Origin of the sequence: Streptomyces tendae, from assembly GCF_008632955.1 — a bacterium.
Classification (GTDB): domain Bacteria; phylum Actinomycetota; class Actinomycetes; order Streptomycetales; family Streptomycetaceae; genus Streptomyces.
Genome location: NZ_CP043959.1, coordinates 2,714,902 through 2,731,167 on the forward strand (window position 1 = coordinate 2,714,902; position 16,266 = coordinate 2,731,167).

Annotated in this window: 12 protein-coding genes; 6 read left to right on the forward strand and 6 right to left on the reverse strand. The window is 74.3% G+C overall.

The annotated features are described in order from the left end of the window. The first annotated feature begins 42 nt into the window (after nucleotides 1-42). Nucleotides 43-612 carry a PDZ domain-containing protein gene (locus F3L20_RS12615; protein ID WP_150154434.1) on the forward strand — a complete coding sequence of 190 codons (570 nt, stop codon included), beginning with the start codon at nucleotides 43-45 and terminating at the stop codon, nucleotides 610-612. Here the strand turns inward: F3L20_RS12615 and F3L20_RS12620 are convergent. Continuing rightward, nucleotides 605-1,360, reverse strand: a complete 756-nt coding sequence (locus F3L20_RS12620; protein WP_167534516.1) for a metallophosphoesterase — start codon at nucleotides 1,358-1,360, stop codon at nucleotides 605-607. The genes F3L20_RS12615 and F3L20_RS12620 overlap by 8 nt on opposite strands. A gap of 195 nt (nucleotides 1,361-1,555) precedes the next feature. On the opposite strand from F3L20_RS12620, the gene F3L20_RS12625 reads away from it, so the two are divergent. After that, on the forward strand, nucleotides 1,556-2,683 hold the full coding sequence (locus F3L20_RS12625; RefSeq protein ID WP_150154438.1) for a M24 family metallopeptidase: 1,128 nt from the start codon (nucleotides 1,556-1,558) through the stop codon (nucleotides 2,681-2,683). 49 nt (nucleotides 2,684-2,732) lie between these two features. Beyond that, the gene (locus tag F3L20_RS12630) at nucleotides 2,733-3,683 is read left to right on the forward strand and encodes an aminoglycoside phosphotransferase family protein (protein ID WP_150154440.1); all 951 of its coding nucleotides are present in this window, start codon (nucleotides 2,733-2,735) and stop codon (nucleotides 3,681-3,683) included. A gap of 544 nt (nucleotides 3,684-4,227) precedes the next feature. On the opposite strand, the gene treZ is transcribed toward F3L20_RS12630, so the two are convergent. Next, nucleotides 4,228-5,973 carry a malto-oligosyltrehalose trehalohydrolase gene (treZ, locus tag F3L20_RS12635; RefSeq protein WP_150154442.1) on the reverse strand — a complete coding sequence of 582 codons (1,746 nt, stop codon included), beginning with the start codon at nucleotides 5,971-5,973 and terminating at the stop codon, nucleotides 4,228-4,230. Nucleotides 5,974-6,151: 178 nt separating this feature from the next. On the opposite strand from treZ, the gene F3L20_RS12640 reads away from it, so the two are divergent. Next, nucleotides 6,152-6,703, forward strand: coding sequence for a DUF1707 and FHA domain-containing protein (locus tag F3L20_RS12640; RefSeq protein ID WP_150154445.1), 552 nt, complete (start codon nucleotides 6,152-6,154; stop codon nucleotides 6,701-6,703). A gap of 166 nt (nucleotides 6,704-6,869) precedes the next feature. Here the strand turns inward: F3L20_RS12640 and F3L20_RS12645 are convergent, their stop codons facing one another. The 3 genes from F3L20_RS12645 to glgX form a co-directional block, all read right to left on the reverse strand. Continuing rightward, nucleotides 6,870-8,117, reverse strand: coding sequence for a M14 family zinc carboxypeptidase (locus F3L20_RS12645; RefSeq protein WP_150154446.1), 1,248 nt, complete (start codon nucleotides 8,115-8,117; stop codon nucleotides 6,870-6,872). A gap of 223 nt (nucleotides 8,118-8,340) precedes the next feature. Beyond that, nucleotides 8,341-10,689: a malto-oligosyltrehalose synthase gene (gene treY, locus F3L20_RS12650; protein ID WP_150154448.1), complete on the reverse strand. Its 2,349-nt coding sequence runs from the start codon at nucleotides 10,687-10,689 to the stop codon at nucleotides 8,341-8,343. A 92-nt stretch (nucleotides 10,690-10,781) separates the two neighbouring features. After that, complete coding sequence (gene glgX / locus F3L20_RS12655) at nucleotides 10,782-12,932, reverse strand: glycogen debranching protein GlgX (protein ID WP_150154451.1); 2,151 nt, start codon at nucleotides 12,930-12,932, stop codon at nucleotides 10,782-10,784. A 300-nt stretch (nucleotides 12,933-13,232) separates the two neighbouring features. Between glgX and F3L20_RS12660 the strand changes: the two genes are divergently transcribed. Both F3L20_RS12660 and F3L20_RS12665 read left to right on the forward strand, forming a co-directional pair. Further along, a complete protein-coding gene (locus F3L20_RS12660) occupies nucleotides 13,233-14,474 on the forward strand; it encodes an SAV2148 family HEPN domain-containing protein (RefSeq protein WP_150154453.1) in 1,242 nt (413 codons plus the stop codon). A 156-nt stretch (nucleotides 14,475-14,630) separates the two neighbouring features. Then, nucleotides 14,631-15,368, forward strand: coding sequence for a 3'-5' exonuclease (locus F3L20_RS12665; RefSeq protein ID WP_150154455.1), 738 nt, complete (start codon nucleotides 14,631-14,633; stop codon nucleotides 15,366-15,368). 10 nt (nucleotides 15,369-15,378) lie between these two features. On the opposite strand, the gene F3L20_RS12670 is transcribed toward F3L20_RS12665, so the two are convergent. Then, nucleotides 15,379-16,242, reverse strand: a complete 864-nt coding sequence (locus F3L20_RS12670; RefSeq protein WP_150154456.1) for a phosphotransferase enzyme family protein — start codon at nucleotides 16,240-16,242, stop codon at nucleotides 15,379-15,381. Nucleotides 16,243-16,266 lie beyond the last annotated feature (24 nt).

The window sequence follows — 16,266 nt, forward strand, 5'->3', positions numbered from 1 at the left end:
GCGGTCCCCCTGACGGCCGGCACGTCCGGCGGAGGCGACACCATGGAACAACCTGTACTGCGGCCCCGGCCGATGCCGGGGGACCGGGTCGGGCCGCAGCACCCTCCCGGGCGGGCCCTTCCCGGGGACGACACCCCGAAGCGGCCGAGGCGGCTGCTGCCCGCGCTGCTGGGCACGGCGGCGGGCCTGGTGCTGCTGTTGTCCGGCGTCGGCCTGGGCGTGCTCGGGGTCACCCTGGCCGGCGGGGGCGGACTCGCCGGGCTGACGCGGCAGGCGGGCCTGTCCCCGGCCGCCGGGGCGCCCGCTCCCTCCGCACCGGCACCACGGCAGGCACCTGCCGCGCCCGTCGCCGCCCGGCTCGGCGTGGAGGTGGCCGACGGCAGCGGGCCGGGCGCCCTGGTGGTCGGCGTGCACGTCCCCGGGCCCGGCTCCGCCGCCGGTCTGGAACAGGGCGACCTGCTGCTGGCCTTCGGGTCCACCCGGGTCGACTCGGCCGCCGACCTGGCCCGTGCCGTGGCCCGGGCCCGCCCCGGCGACGAGGTGACACTGACCGTGCGCCACCCGGGCGGCGGCTACCGGCAGCTGACGGCCGTCCCCGGCCTCCTCACGTGACCACCCGGAAGTGGCTGGTCAGCCGCCCCTCGTCGTCCAGCACATGGAAGGCGAGCCCGACCGGGGCGTCCCGGTCGGCCGGCTGCTCGCCCTCCCAGGGCAGCCGCAGCGTCCAGGTGACGCCCGGCCCCACCAGCACCGGCCGGCCGGCGAACGTGGTGGCGGCCGGGGTGTGGGCGTGACCGGTGATCAGCGCCACGACCTCGGGGTGGCGCGCCAGCAGCCCGGCCAGCCGCTCCGGTTCGCGCAGCGGATACGCGTCCGGCAGAGGGTGGTGCAGCGGCACCGGCGGGTGGTGGAAGGCGAGCAGCGCACCAAGCCCCGCGTCGAGCCCGTCCAGGGTGGTCTCGATCCAGGTGAGGGTCGCCTCGTCCAGGGCGCCCTCGTCCTCGCCCGGAATGCTCGAGTCGCACATCAGCACGGCGGCGCCGTCCAGCACCCGCACCTCGTTGACCGGCCCGTCGGCCGACGGCAGGCCCAGCAGCGCCTCGCGGTACGGCCCCCGGCTGTCGTGGTTGCCCGGACAGGTCAGCACGGGGAACGGTGCGTCCCCGTCGCGCAGGCCGAGCAGGGCGGCGGCCTCCTCGTACTCGGGCTCGGTGCCGTGGTCCGCGATGTCGCCGGTCACCAGCAGCGCGTCCGGCGGGACCGGCAGCCCCCACAGGTTGTCGCGCACCCTGCGGGCCCGCTCCGTCGCCCGTGCGCTGCCGTCCAGGTGCAGGTCGCTGATGTGTGCGAGTACGAGCACGGTCGTACGCCTCCTCGGCCGAACCGTTAATGGTTGGTCATGATCCAAGCATTAGACCGAGGGGTGAGGCAACGGGGTGCCGTCGACCGGGCGTGGATCGACGGGGCGAACACCGCGAACCGGCTGCCCGCCGCACCCGTCCGGCGGGCAGGATGCTGCCCGTAGCCCCGACGTCCGCCCTGGGAGGCACCCCGGATGACCGGCACCGCGCCCGCGTCCTTCACCGCTGACGACTACAAGGCCCGCATGGAACGGGCGGCGCGGCAGGCCGCCGACGCGGGACTCGCCGGACTGCTGGTCGCGCCGGGCCCGGACATGGTGTGGCTCACCGGGTACACGCCCCCCGCCGTCACCGAACGGCTCACCCTGCTGGTCCTGGCCGCCGGGCGGGAACCCGTGCTCGTCGTGCCGACGTTGGAGGCACCCGACGCCGAACGCGCCGCCGGCGCCTCCGCCCTCGCCCTGCGCGACTGGACCGACGGCAAGGACCCCTACGCCGCCACCGCCGCGCTGCTGGACGCCGAGGGACGGTTCGGCGTCAGCGACAACGCCTGGGCCCTGCACCTGCTGGGGCTTCAGCAGGTGCTGCCCCGCACCGCGTACGTCTCCCTCACCGAGGCGCTGCCGATGCTCCGCGCCGTGAAGGACCCGGCGGAACTGGACCGGCTCGCCGCGGCCGGTGCCGCCGCCGACGCCACGTTCGAGGAGATCAGGAACGTCGCCTTCGCCGGCCGCCTCGAGTCCGAGGTGGCCGCCGACCTCGCCGCTCTGCTGCGCCGCTTCGGCCACTCCCAGGTCGACTTCACCATCGTCGCCTCCGGACCGAACGGCGCCAACCCGCACCACGAGGCCGGTAACCGCCGCATCGGGCGCGGCGACATGGTCGTCCTCGACTTCGGCGGGCTGAAGGACGGCTACGGCTCCGACACCTCCCGCACGGTGCACGTCGGCGAACCCACCGAGGAGGAGCGCCGGGTGCACGACGTGGTGCGCGCGGCGCAGGAGGCGGGCTTCCGCGCGGTGCGGCCCGGGGCGGCCTGCCAGGACGTCGACCGGGCGGCCCGCGCGGTCATCGCCGACGCCGGGTACGGCGAGTACTTCATCCACCGCACCGGGCACGGCATCGGCGTCACCACCCACGAACCCCCGTACATGATCGAGGGCGAGGAGCAGCCGCTCGTCCCCGGCATGTGCTTCTCCGTCGAACCCGGCGTCTACCTGCCGGGCCGGTTCGGAGTGCGCATCGAGGACATCGTGACGGTCACCGAGGACGGCGGGCGGCGGCTGAACGACACCACGCGGGAGATGGTCATAGTGGACTGAGCGGCCCCTCCCGTCCCACCCTGCCTCTCCGAACGGCAATGGCGCGACCATGACCCAGGCACCGACACCCACCGCGGACACCGTCCGCAGACTGGCCCGAACCCTGCTCAAGGACGCCGGGCAGACCGGCGACGCGACCTCCGCCGAGCCGGACCTCCGGCCCGTCGCCGAGGAGGCCGGGCCCACCACGTGGTGGGTCGGCACCCGGCACGTGCTGCGCCTCGCCCCGGACCGTGCGACGAGTACCCGCCGCCGCCGCGAGCTGCGGCTGCGTGAACTGGTCCGCCCGCACGTCCCGGTGGCGTTGCCCGTCGGGGTGGCGCAGACCGAGTGGGCCCCCGGTCTGCTGTGCACCCTGGACACCCGGCTGCCCGGCGGGACGGCGGAGGAGAACACGGTGTCCGCCGTCGGTGAGACCGACCTGGCGGGACTGCTCACCGGGCTGCACCAGGTGCCGGCCCGGCAGGCCGAGGCGCTGGGCGTGCCCCGGGTGCCGCCGCGGTCCCTGGAGGAGCTGCGCCGGGCCGCCGCGGAGGCCGCCGAACGGCTCGCCGAGGCCGACGAGTTCGACGCCGGGCGACTGCGCCAGTTCACCCCGGCCGCGACGGTCCAGCTCGCCGCCCAGCCCAGCTCGGCGGTCCTCGTCCACCACGCCCTCACCGGCGGGAACCTCGTGGTCGGCGCGGACGGCCGGGTGCGCGGCGTTCTCGGCTGGGACGCGGCGGTGATCGGCGACCCGGCCGAGGACATCGCGGGACTGGCCCGCGCGCTCGGGGCCCCGGCCGCCGTCCGCGCCGCCACCCTCGCGGGATACGGCGCCCGGCCCTGCCTGCGCGGCCTGTGGCTGGCCCGCTGCGACTGCGTCGTCCAGCTCGCGGAGGCACTGTCCCACGACGCCAAGGCGTCCCTGCCCCTGCTTCGCACCCGCCTGCGCCGCGCCTGGGAACCCATCATGCTGGAACGCGTCACGGACCTGAGAGACAGCGACGCGGCCCCGTAACCGGCCCCGCCCGGCCCGACGCGGCCCCCCGCACCCGCGCCCGGTGACCGGCCTTCAGACCAGGCGTCGGTGTCGCGCGATGTGACCGTGCCCGACCACCGAGTCCGAACCACCCTACCCGTCCCGCGGCCGACCGCTCTGTCCGGGGCCGAGCGCCGTGACCCGCCTTCGGACTCGGGGGCCGTCGGGCCACGCGGCGCGAATCCGGTCTCCGCCGGCGGGGCCCGAGCGCCTGCTCGTGGCCGGTCACCTCGACTCGAACCCGGGACCGGTGACGGCCACCCGGGGGCAGGGGTCGTCACGCGGCGCGGCACTCCCTGCGGTCAGCCGCAAGGCCGGTGGCGCCGCGTACGGCGTGCTCGGGCGCCTGCGGTCAGCCGCAAGGCCGGTGGCGCCGCGTACGGCGTGCTCGGGCCCCGCGGCCGAGGCTCCGGACCACGAGCTGGTCCACGGGTCCCGGGACACGCGTGAGTCCCCTAACGGCGTGCCGGGCCGCACCGGCCCGGAGACCCTGGGGGCGGCCCCGTACTCCGGGGTGCCCGCCTCACTCCTGGAGGAGTACCACCGCCGACTCCGACGGGAGGCGCAGGACGCCGTTCGGACCCGGGGGGCCGACCGGCTCCCAGGCGGCCAGGACGCGGGCGCCGCGGATGCCCAGCGGGATGTCGGCCGGCCGGTCGCCGAGGTTCACGGCGACCCGGACGTCACCGCGCCGGAAGGCGAGCCAGCGCTGCTCCTCGTCGTACGCCACCTTGGTGTCGGCCAGGTCGGGGTCGGTGAGGTCCGGCTGCTCGCGGCGCAGCTCCAGCAGCCGCCGGTACCAGTCCAGCACCCGTGCGTGCGGCTCACGTTCCGGTTCCGACCAGTCCAGGCAGGAGCGGTCCCGGGTGGCGGGGTCCTGCGGGTCGGGCACGTCCTGCTCCGCCCACCCGTGCGCCGCGAACTCCCGGCGCCGGCCCTCGCTCACCGCCTTCGCCAGCGCCGGGTCGGTGTGGTCGGTGAAGAACTGCCACGGCGTGCCCGCCGCCCACTCCTCGCCCATGAACAGCATCGGCGTGAACGGCGCGGTCAGCGTCAGCGCCGCCGCGCAGGCCAGCAGCCCGGGGGAGACCAGCGCGGCGAGACGGTCGCCCTGGGCACGGTTGCCGATCTGGTCGTGCGTCTGGCTGTAGCCCAGCAGCCGGTGCGCGGCCACCCGGGTGCGGTCCAGCGGCCGCCCGTGGTGCCGGCCCCGGAAGCTGGAGTACGTGCCGTCGTGGAAGAAGCCTCCGGTGAGCGTCTTGGCCACGGCCGCGAGCGGGGCCCGCGCGAAGTCCGCGTAGTAGCCCTGCGCCTCACCCGTCAGCGCGGTGTGCAGGGCGTGATGGAAGTCGTCGTTCCACTGCGCGTGCAGCCCGAAGCCGCCGTTCTCGCGCGGGGTGATCACCCGCGGGTCGTTGAGGTCCGACTCGGCGATCAGGAACAGCGGCCGGCCGGTGTCCCCGGCCAGGGTGTCCACGGCCTGCGACAGCTCCTCCAGGAAGTGGCGCGCGCGGGTGTCCACCAGCGCGTGCACCGCGTCCAGGCGCAGCCCGTCGATCCGGTAGTCCCGCAACCAGGCCAGCGCGCTGTCCACGAGATACGCGCGCACCTCGTCCGAGCCGGGCGCGTCCAGGTTGACCGCCGCGCCCCACGGCGTGTGGTGCGTGTCGGTGAAGTACGGCCCGAACTGGGGCAGGTAATTCCCGGACGGTCCCAGGTGGTTGTGCACCACGTCCAGGACCACGCCGAGCCCCAGCGCGTGCGCCCGCTCGACGAACCGTTTCAGCCCCTCGGGCCCGCCGTACGGCTCGTGCACCGCCCACAGCGAGACGCCCTCGTACCCCCAGCCGTGCCGTCCCGGGAACGGGCACACCGGCATCAACTCGACGTGCGTCACGCCGAGGTCGGCGAGGTGGCCGAGCCGCTCGGCGGCGGCGTCGAAGGTGCCCTCACGGGTGTAGGTGCCGACGTGCAGTTCGTACAGCACCGCGCCGGGCAGCGGACGCCCGGTCCACCCGGTCCGCCAGGTGAAGCCGTCGTGGTCGACGACGGCGCTGAGTCCGTCCGGTCCGTCGGGCTGGCGGCGCGAGCGCGGGTCCGGCAGCACCGGTCCGTCGTCCAGCGCGAAGCCGTACCGGGAGCCGTCGTGCGCCTCGGCCTCCCCCCGCCACCACCCCTCCCGCTCCGGATCGCGCTCCAACGCGCGCGTGACGCCGTCGCACCGGAGCGTCACTCGGCCGGCCTGTGGTGCCCACACCTCGAACTGCACGGACGGTTCCCCTTCGTCTGCTCACCGTGATGTAGCGCCTCCATCGTGCGGCATGAGAGATCAATTCGCCGGGGGATCCGCCGTTTTGCGGCGGGTGTCGTTCGAGGTGTGGGTGCGGAGGGCGTCCGTTTCCGCGGTTCCTGGACAGCCCGGCCGTGACTGACCGACAATCGACAGCGTGACGTCGTCCTTCGAGTTCTCCACGTACCCCGCGCGGTTGTCCGACGCGGAGCGGGACAAGGCGCTGAGCGTGCTGCGGGACGGCGTCGCCAAGGGCCGTCTGTCCCACGACACGTTCATCCGGCGCATGGAACTGGCGCTCACCGCGCGGCGCGCCGACGAACTCGCCGCGCTCACCGCCGACCTCCCGCGCGAGAACCGCCTCGCGCGCGCGGTGTTCGGCTCGGTCGAGGCCGTGTCCGGGTTCACCGTCCGGCTGCGCCGGGCCTGGCAGGCCGAGAAGCTGCCGAAGCTGCTGCTGCCGCACCCGGCGCACGGCCATCCGCTGCGGATAGGGCGCGACCCCGCCAACGGGCTGCGGCTGACGCACGAGACGGTCTCCCGGGTGCACGCCGAACTCCGCCACCAGGGCGGCCTGTGGGTGCTCCGGGACCTCGGCTCCACCAACGGCACGACGGTGAACGGCCGTCGGGTGGTCGGCGCGGCCGTCGTACGTGAGGGCGACCAGATCGGCTTCGGCCGGATCAGCTACCGGCTCGCCGCCAACTGACGCCCTGCCAGCCGTCGTTGAGACTTCGCTGCCCCGGCTGGACCGGCGGATCGACGCGCGTTGCGCCGACTTCCGTGACGCGCTCGCCGCCCGGTGCACACCGGTGGACCGCCAGGCGGAGCACCACTCGTCCCGCCCGACGCCCGTCGTCGCCCGGTCCCGAAGGTCACAGCCCGCCCCGCGCCTGCCGTGCGGCCGCCATCACCGTGCGGGACTGGTGCTCGACCTGGTGCCGCACCGGCACCCAACGGGCCCGGAAACGGGTGGCGAAGGCGTCGCTCCACTGGGCGACCAACTGGTCGAGCCGAGCAGCCGCCTGCGCGTCGGTGTGCCGCAGCGCGCGGCGCAGCATCGCCGCCGCCCGGAGCGGCACCCGCCGGGCGAAGGCGTCCACGCTGCCGACGTAGGCGCGGGTGCCGTCGGCGGGCGGCGTGTGGGCGAGGTCGGCGGCCAGACCCGGGACCAGCTCCAGCACCCAGGTGGCCGCCCGCAGCAGCGGACCGTCGGTGTCGCCGGGCAGCGGCCGCGCGCCCTCCAGCACGTGCCGCACCTCCCCGGTGTCCCGCAGCAGCCGCTCCGCGAGCGCGTGCATCGCGGTGTCCGGCGCCGGATGCGGGGCGGGGTCGTCCACCAGGTCGCTCGCCCACATCGGCACCTCTATCACCGCGGTCAGCCCGCCGTAGCGGTGCGCGTGGTACCAGGTGCTGTGCCGGGCGTCGTCGGACAGGCTGGGATAGGCCGGCGCGGCCTCCGGCGCGGGCATCACGTGCACCCCGGGCCCCGAAGCGGGCCATCCCGCCGCGTCCGAGGCGCCCGTCTCCACCGGGATGTGCAGCTCGGCCGCGGACTTGGCGAACGGTTCCGCCAGCCCCGGCACGTCCCTGGTCAACTGCACCCAGCTGCCGCCCAGATCGGTGCCGTGCAGGGAGACCTGGAGGAAGGGCCGCAGCTCGTCGATCACCCCGGTCAGCGCCCGGGTCTCCGGGGGCAGCCGGTCGGCGGGCAGCACCGAGGGGGCCCACTCGGGCTGCTCCGGCCCGGCGGGACGGAAGAAGCCGAGGTGGTAGTCGTACAGGCTGCGCGGGGCCGGTGTGACGTGCAGGCTCGCCCCGTCGGGGTCGGCGCACAGCAGGAAGTGCCACGACATGCCGTCCCGCAGCTCCCGGTCCTGCAGGGTCCGCCGGGCCAGCGCCAGCAGCGTGCCGTTGCCCGCGGGTTCGTTGGCGTGCGCGCCCGCCACCACGAGGACGGCGCTACGGGCGCGTCCGACGGACAGCAGGTGCAGGGGCCGCCCCGCACGGGAGACGCCCACCTGTCGCAGCACACACAGCCCCGGCCACTGGACGGCCAGCGCCCGGGCGGAGAAGACCAGCTCGGCCACCGTCGGATAGCGCGACTCCCGCAGCGGACCCACCCCCCGTCACCGCCGGCATCCGCACTGCGCAGTACCCCACGGTCACGAGGTGGTGTCAAGGGCACCGAGGGGGAGCCGCCAGGGGGCGCCCGGAGGCACTCCCCGGCCTCGCGCCCGCACACCCGCCACCCCGGCCCGCCGCACATCCACGAGCCCCGCACCGGCCCCGCGCGCTGCCCGCATCACCCCTGCGTGCGCGCGCCCACGAGGGCCTCCGCGGATCTCACTCCGGCACCCTCTCCAGCAAAGCCACCGGCAACGCCGCGAACAGTTCCGCCGCCGGCACCTCGCCGCTGAACTCCCGTCCCGCGTCGTGTACATCGGCCCACCGGCCCGGTGGGAGCGGGAGGCGGGTGTCATGCCAGCCGCCCGAATCGGCGAGGCGGAGGGACAGGCGGGTCACCGCGGTGATCACCTCGCCGGAGCGGGCGAACGCCAGGCAGTGCGCCGCCGCCGGTCCCTCGGCCGTCAGCGGCTCGTACGAGGCCGTCTCGCCGAAGAGCTCCGGCCGCCGTGCCCGCAGGGCCAGCGCCGCCCGCGTGACCGCCTCCTTGTCGCCGCCGTCCTCCCCGAACCGCACCGGCCGCCGGTTGTCCGGGTCGACCAGGGCCCGGTACTCGTGCTCGGTACCCTGGTAGAGGTCGGGCACGCCCGGCATCGTCAGGTGCACCAGCGCCGCGCCCAGCACGTTCGCCCGGATGTGCGGCTCCAGCGACGCGCGGAACTCGGCCACCTTCCGGCCCGGCACTCCGCACGGGCCCGCCGACACGAACCGCGCCACCGCCTCCTCGTACGGCGGCTCCTGCTCGGTCCAGCTGGTGAACAGGCCCGCCTCGCGGACATGCTTCAGCAGCGCCGCCTGCACCCGCTCCTCCTCGGCCGGCCCCAGCCCGAACACCGTCTGCCAGGCCGCCCACGCCAGCTGGGCGTCGGGCACCCCGTCCCCGGTGCGGGACACCCCGGCGAGGAGGTCCGCCCAGCGCTCCGGGCACTCGGTGAGCACGTGCAGCGCCGCCCGCACGTCCGCGCTGCGCTTGGCGTCGTGCGTCGACAGCACCGTGCCCGTGACCGGCCAGTCGCGCTGCACGCGCGCGCAGTACGCGTGGAACCGGTCCGGGTCCACCGCCGGGTCGCCCGGTTCACCGCCCACCTCCGTCGCCGACAGCAGCGGCACATAGCGGTAGAACGCCGTGTCCTCCACGGACTTGGCCCGCAGCGCCGACGCCGTCTGCGCGAACCGCGTACGGAACTCCACGTGCGCGGGTCCGTCCCCGTACCGCCCGAGCACCAGGTCGCGTACGACGTCCACCGCGCCGGCCTCCTCCGGGACGGCGAACGCGCGCCGGGCCCCGTCCGCGGCCTCCTCGGTCACCACCGAGGCCGCGTCCACGGAGGCGTACGGGCGGTACACGTCCAGGCGTACCAGCAGCTCCAGCAGCGCGGTGCGCAGTGCCCAGGGCGCGCGGTCCCGCAGCGCGGTCTCCGGCGCGGTCGCGCACAGCCGGACCGCCGTCCGGGTCAGCCGGTCCATCTCGGTGGCCAGCTCGTGCGTCAGCACCTTGTACGCGGCCCGCCGCACCGTGGCGTCCCAGTCGCCGCCCCGGTCCGTCTGCGGGGCCGCGAAGGCCCGGTAGCGGCCCAGCAGCTCCCCGAACCCGGCCGGGTCGGTGAACACCCCGTCGACATGGCGCAGGGCGTCGTAGCCGGTGGTGCCGGCGACCGGCCAGGAGGGCGGCAGCGGCTCGCCGTCGGCGAGGATCTTCTCCACCACCGTCCAGCGGCCACCCGTCGCCTCGTGCAGCCGCCGCAGATAGCCGTCGGGGTCGGCGAGCCCGTCCGGGTGATCCACGCGCAGCCCGTCGATCACGCCCCCGTGCAGCAGTTCCAGGATCTTTCCGTGCGTCACCTCGAACACCTCGGGGTCCTCCACCCGCACGCCGATCAGCTCGGAGATGCTGAAGAACCGGCGGTAGTTGAGCTCGGTGCGGGCCAGCCGCCACCACACCGGCCGGTACCACTGCGCGTCCAGCAGCTGCGGCAGCGGCAGCCCCGCCGTCCCCTCGCGCAGCGGGAAGGTGTGGTCGTAGTAACGCAGCACGTCGCCGTCGACCTTCAGCCGGTCCGCCTCCTCGCCGAGCGGGCCGCCGAGTACCGGCAGCAGCACCTGTCCGCCCTGGGCCTCCCAGTCGATGTCGAACCAGCGGGCGCGGCGCGAGGACGGGCCGTCGCGCAGCACGTCCCACAGCGCCGCGTTGTGGCGGGGGGACATCGCCATGTGGTTCGGGACGATGTCCACCACGAGACCCAGCCCGTGCCGCCGCGCGGTGCGGGACAGCTCCCGCAGCCCCTCCTCACCGCCCAGCTCCTCCCGTACGCGCGCGTGGTCCACCACGTCGTAGCCGTGCTGGGAGCCGGGCACCGCCTCCAGGACGGGCGACAGATGCAGATGGGACACGCCGAGCGAGGCCAGGTACGGCACGGCCTCGGCCGCCGCCGCGAACGGGAAGCCGGGCTGCAGCTGCAGCCGGTAGGTCGCCGTGGGCACCGCCGGGTCACGTCGCTCAGGGGTCATGGGAACCTACGTACCCCTCTGGCCGCCTTTCGTGCGCCCGCTCGCCCCACCGGGTCACCCGTCGCCCGGACGGGTGAACCCGGGGTGTGCGGTCACGCCGGCCGTTGCAGCACCGTCAGGCTGCGGTCGGCCAGCGTCAGCCGGGTGCCGGCCGACACCTTCGGACCCGTGCCCGGGGGCACACCGTCCGCGCGCGCGGTGTCGACCACCACCTGCCACTGGGCGCCGTGGTCCACCGGCACCACGAAGTCCAGCGGCTTGGGGGAGGCGTTGAACATCAGCAGGAACGAGTCGTCGGCGATCCGCTCCCCGCGCTGCCCGGGCTCGGAGATGGCGTTGCCGTTGAGGAACACCGTCAGCGCCGACGCCCGCGCGGAGTCCCAGTCCCGCTGGGTCATCTCCGCGCCCTCGGGGGTGAACCAGGAGATGTCGGAGAGGTCGTCGTGGGTGCCCTCCACCGGCCGGCCGTGGAAGAAGCGGCGCCGGCGGAAGACCGGGTGGTCCTTGCGCAGCCACACCATCGCCCGGGTGAACTCCAGCAGCTGCCTGCGGACGTCCCCCGCGCCCCCCGCGTCCCCTTCTTCACCCTCCTCCTCGTCCGGCCAGTCCAGCCAGGCCAGCTCGTTGTCCTGGCAGTAGGCGTTGTTGTTGCCGCGCTGGGTGCGGGCCAGCTCGTCGCCGTGGCTGATCATCGGCACGCCCTGGGACAGCATCAGGGTGGCGATGAAGTTGCGCATCTGCCGGGCCCGCAGCGCCAGCACGCCGGGGTCGTCGGTGTCGCCCTCGGCGCCGCAGTTCCAGGACCTGTTGTGGCTCTCGCCGTCGCGGTTGTCCTCGCCGTTGGCCTCGTTGTGCTTGTCGTTGTAGGCCACCAGGTCGTGCAGGGTGAAGCCGTCGTGACAGGTGACGAAGTTGATCGAGGCCAGCGGGCGCCGCCCGTCGTCCTGGTAGAGGTCGGAGGAGCCGGTCAGCCGGGAGGCGAACTCCGCGAGCGTGCGCGGCTCGCCCCGCCACAGGTCCCGCACGGTGTCGCGGTACTTTCCGTTCCACTCGGTCCACAGCGGCGGGAAGTTGCCCACCTGGTAGCCGCCCTCACCCACGTCCCAGGGCTCCGCGATCAGCTTCACCTGGGAGACCACCGGGTCCTGCTGCACCAGGTCGAAGAACGACGACAGCCGGTCCACCTCGTGGAACTGCCGCGCCAGGGTCGCCGCGAGGTCGAAGCGGAACCCGTCGACATGCATCTCGGTGACCCAGTAACGCAGCGAGTCCATGATCATCTGGAGCACGTGCGGGGACCGCATCAGCAGCGAGTTCCCGGTGCCCGTGGTGTCCATGTAGTACCGGGGGTCTTCGGTCAGCCGGTAGTAGGAGGGATTGTCGAGGCCCTTGAGGGACAGCGTCGGACCCAGGTGGTTGCCCTCGGCGGTGTGGTTGTAGACCACGTCGAGGATCACCTCGATCCCGGCCTCGTGCAGCGCCTTCACCGCCGACTTGAACTCCAGCACCTGCTGGCCCCGGTCGCCCCAGGACGCGTAGGCGTTGTGCGGCGCGAAGAAGCCGATGGTGTTGTAGCCCCAGTAGTTGTTCAGGCCCATGTCGACCAGCCGGTGGTCGTTCACGAACTGGTGCACCGGCATCAGCTCGAGCGCGGTCACGCCGAGCTCGGTCAGGTGCTCGATGATCGCGGGGTGCGCCAGACCCGCGTAGGTGCCGCGCAGCTCCTCGGGGAGCCCCGGGTGGCGCATGGTGAGGCCCTTGACGTGCGCCTCGTAGATGACCGTGTGGTGGTACTCCGTCCGGGGGCGCCGGTCGTCCCCCCAGTCGAAGTACGGGTTGACCACGACCGACGTCATCGTGTGCGGCGCCGAGTCCAGGTCGTTGCGCCGTTCGGGGTCGTCGAAGTGGTAGCCGTAGACCTCCTCGCCCCACTGGACCGAGCCACTGATCGCACGCGCGTACGGATCGAGCAGCAGTTTCGCGGAGTTGCAGCGCATTCCTCTCTCGGGGGCGTACGGGCCGTGCGCACGGAAGCCGTACCGCTGCCCGGGCATGACCCCGGGCAGGTACGCGTGCCGCACGAACGCGTCGCTCTCCCGCAGTTCGACCGCGGTCTCGGAGCCGTCGTCGTGCAGCAGACACAGCTCTACTCGGTCCGCGGCCTCCGTGAAGACCGCGAAATTCGTTCCGGCGCCGTCGTACGTGGCACCGAGCGGATATGCCTCGCCAGGCCAGACCTGCATGGACACGACTCTTTCAGGTGTACGGCGCCGGTGGGGACGCCTTGGGTCCGAGTGTCCCCGTGTCTCCCCGAAAGGGCGGGAAGAACCTTCTACCCACGCCCTCGCCGCCGACGACCGCACATCCCGCGAATCCGCTATGAAACCGCTCACTCGCCGTCTCGCGCGGGGCGGAACGGTCGTTTGAACGGGGGAAGTTGGGAAACGACCCTGTCCATCGGGCTGCACCGCGCACCGCAGGCGGAGTACTCTCCTTGATCGTCAGGACGGGGAGTGCTCGGGGGAGCGGAAGGCGGTGCGCGGGTGGGGTCGGGAGGGCTGGAACTGCCCCCTGGTGACGAGGGTCACGAGGGGAGCGGCTCCACGGACGTCCCGCCCGGTGCGGTGTCCCTGGCACGGCCGATGGACGCGGGTTCGATCGGGCCGGAGCTGGACTGGGGCGCGGACGCCTGGCGCGAGGTGCGCACCCGCGCGCAGCGGGCCGGCCGGGCCTACATCTGGCTGAACCTGGTCGAGCAGCGGCTGCGCGCGGTCGTGGCCGCCGTCCTGCGGCCGATCTACGAGCCCGTGCACGGCGACGACTGGGTGGTGGCCGCCGCCGGACCCGCCGGGCAGGAGTGGGTGCAGCGCGCGGTCGCCGTGCGCGAGGTCAGCCGCCGCAAGGGCTACCTGCTCGATCCGGCCGACGACAACGTGCTGTCCTTCCTCACCCTGCCGCAGCTGCGTGAGCTGATGGTGCAGCACTGGCCGTGCTTCGAGCCGTACTTCGACGACCGCCGGGACGTCGAGCTGGCTCTGGACGAGCTGGAGGTCACCCGCAACGTGGTCTCCCGCAACCGGGCGCTGTCCGAGGCGGTGCTGAACCAGGCCGAGCGGGCCTCCGCGCGGCTGCTGGAGATGCTGGGCGCGGGCGGCGACGTGCCCTCGGCGCGCCGGCTGCCGGTGGACGCGGTCGAGGACCTGGTCGGCGACCGGTACGCGGACGTGGTCGCCGTCCACCCGGACCGGGTGCGGCTGTTGCGCCAGTTCCCCGCCGAGGACATATTCGGCGGGGCCCGCCGGCTCGACGCGATCGGCATCGGCCTGAACCTGCTCGTGCAGAACTTCTCCGGGCGCCGGCTGGTGCGGCTGGCCGAGTCCGGCTGCCGGGTGCGGCTGCTGTTCCTCAACCCGGCCTCCAGCGCGGTCAAGCGCCGCGAGCGTGAACTGGGCATCAAGCGCGGCGAGCTGGGCCGTTCCGTCGAGATGAACATCCTGCACATGCGCCGCGTGCGGTCGCGGCTGCGGGACCCGGGCGCCTTCGAGATCCAGGTGTACGACGAGACGCCGCGCTGCACGGCCTACCTGGTGGACGGCGACGGCTCGGACGGCATCGCCGTGGTGCAGAACCACCTGCGGCGCGTCCGGGGCATGGAGGCGCCGGTGCTGGTCCTGCGCAACGGGACCAAGGTGGTCAAGCCGGGCGAGATCGAGGAGGGGGGCCTCTTCCCCACCTACCGCGAGGAGTTCGAGCTGATGTGGGCGGATTCGCGGCCGGTGTCCTGAAAGCGGGTGACTGTCCGGGCTTCGTGCGGGCCGTACGGCGCGGGGCCGGGCCGGCGCGTCCCTCCCGGCAAGCGGAATGCGATCCTCTGATTGTCAGTGGCGCGTGTCAGGGTGAAAGCCACTGGGGGAACGCACCACACAGAAGGGGGGCAGCCCATGGGCTGGCACCGGGAGCTGCTGATCGGCTTCGACCTGGAGACCACGGGGACGGACCCGCGCGAGGCGCGGATCGTCACAGGAGCCGTGATCGAGCTCCGGGCGGGCGAGCCGCTGGGTCGCCGGGAGTGGCTGGCCGACCCGGGCGTGCCGATCCCGGAGGACGCGGTCGCGGTCCACGGCATCAGCAACGAGCGGGCGGCCGCCGAGGGCCGCCCCGCCGACCAGGTCGCCGACGCCATCGCCGGTGTCCTCGCCGCCTACTGGCAGACCGGCGTCCCGGTCGTCGCCTACAACGCCTCCTTCGACCTGAGCCTGCTCTCCGCCGAACTGCGGCGCCACGGACTGCCGTCCCTGCGCGACCGTCTGGGCGGCGCCGACCCGGCCCCGGTCATCGACCCCTACACCATCGACCGCGCGGTCGACCGCTACCGCCGCGGCAAGCGCACCCTCGAAGCGGTCTGCGCCGAGTACGGCGTCGTCCTCGACGCGGCGCACGACGCGACGGCCGACGCCCTCGCCGCCGCCCGGCTGGCCTGCGCGATAGCCGTCCGCCACCCGAAGGTCGCGGCCCTCGGCCCGGCGGAGCTGCACCGCCGTCAGATCGAGTGGTACGCGGCCTGGGCGGCGGACTTCCAGGACTTCCTGCGCCGCAAGGGCGACCCGGCCGCCGTCGTCGACAGCACCTGGCCGCTGCGCGAGCCGGCGGGCGAGCCCCTGCGGCCCACCGCCTCCTGACCCGGTCCGCTCAGAACGGATACCAGCGCACCGTCTCGTCGCCGTCCCGCAGGGACGCCACCCGGCGGCGGAACTCGGCCAGCGCCTTGGGGTTCCCCGGAGCGTGCTGGGCGACCCAGGCGCAGCTGGCCGTCTCACGCGCCCCGCGCAGCACCGAGCAGCCGTCCCACTCCCGCACGTCCCAGCCGTAGGTCTCGGTGAACGACGCGTACGCCTCGTCCGGCAGCCCGTAGCGGTCGTGCGAGAGGGCCATCACCACCAGGTCGTGCTCGCGCAGGTCCGAGGAGAAGGTCTCCAGGTCGATCAGGACCGGCCCGTCCGGGCCGACGTGCACATTGCGGGTCAGCGCGTCGCCGTGGACGGGCCCGCGCGGCAGCCGGGGCGTCAGCGCGTCGGCGGCCTCCGCGAACCCGTCGCGGCGTTCACGCAGATAGGCCGCGTCCGCCGGGTCGACGGCGTCGCCCGCGAGCCGCAGCCAGCGCTCGACGCCGTCCAGCAGCGAGCGGGGCGGCAGGGCGAACGGGGGAGCGGGCAGCGCGTGGACCTGCCGCAGCAGCGCGGCCAGATCCGCGGGACCCGCCGGCCGCACCGGCTCCGCCAGCCGGTGCCACACGGTCACCGGGTGCCCCTCGACCAGCAGCGCCTCCGGCACGGCCGGCCGCACCGCGGGCACGCCCTGCTCGGCCAGCCACCCCGCGACGGCCAGCTCCCGGCGGGCCCGCTCCAGCAGCTCGGCGTCCCGGCCCACCTTGACGGCCAGGTCGCCGGCCGCGAACACGGCGTTCTCCCCGAGCGCCAGCAGCCGCGCGTCCCTGGCGCCCCCGGGAAGCACACCCGCGGCGTCCAGAACCTCCCGCGCCCGTGCCTCGTCCATCGTCCCGCCTCCGTGTCCGCCCTG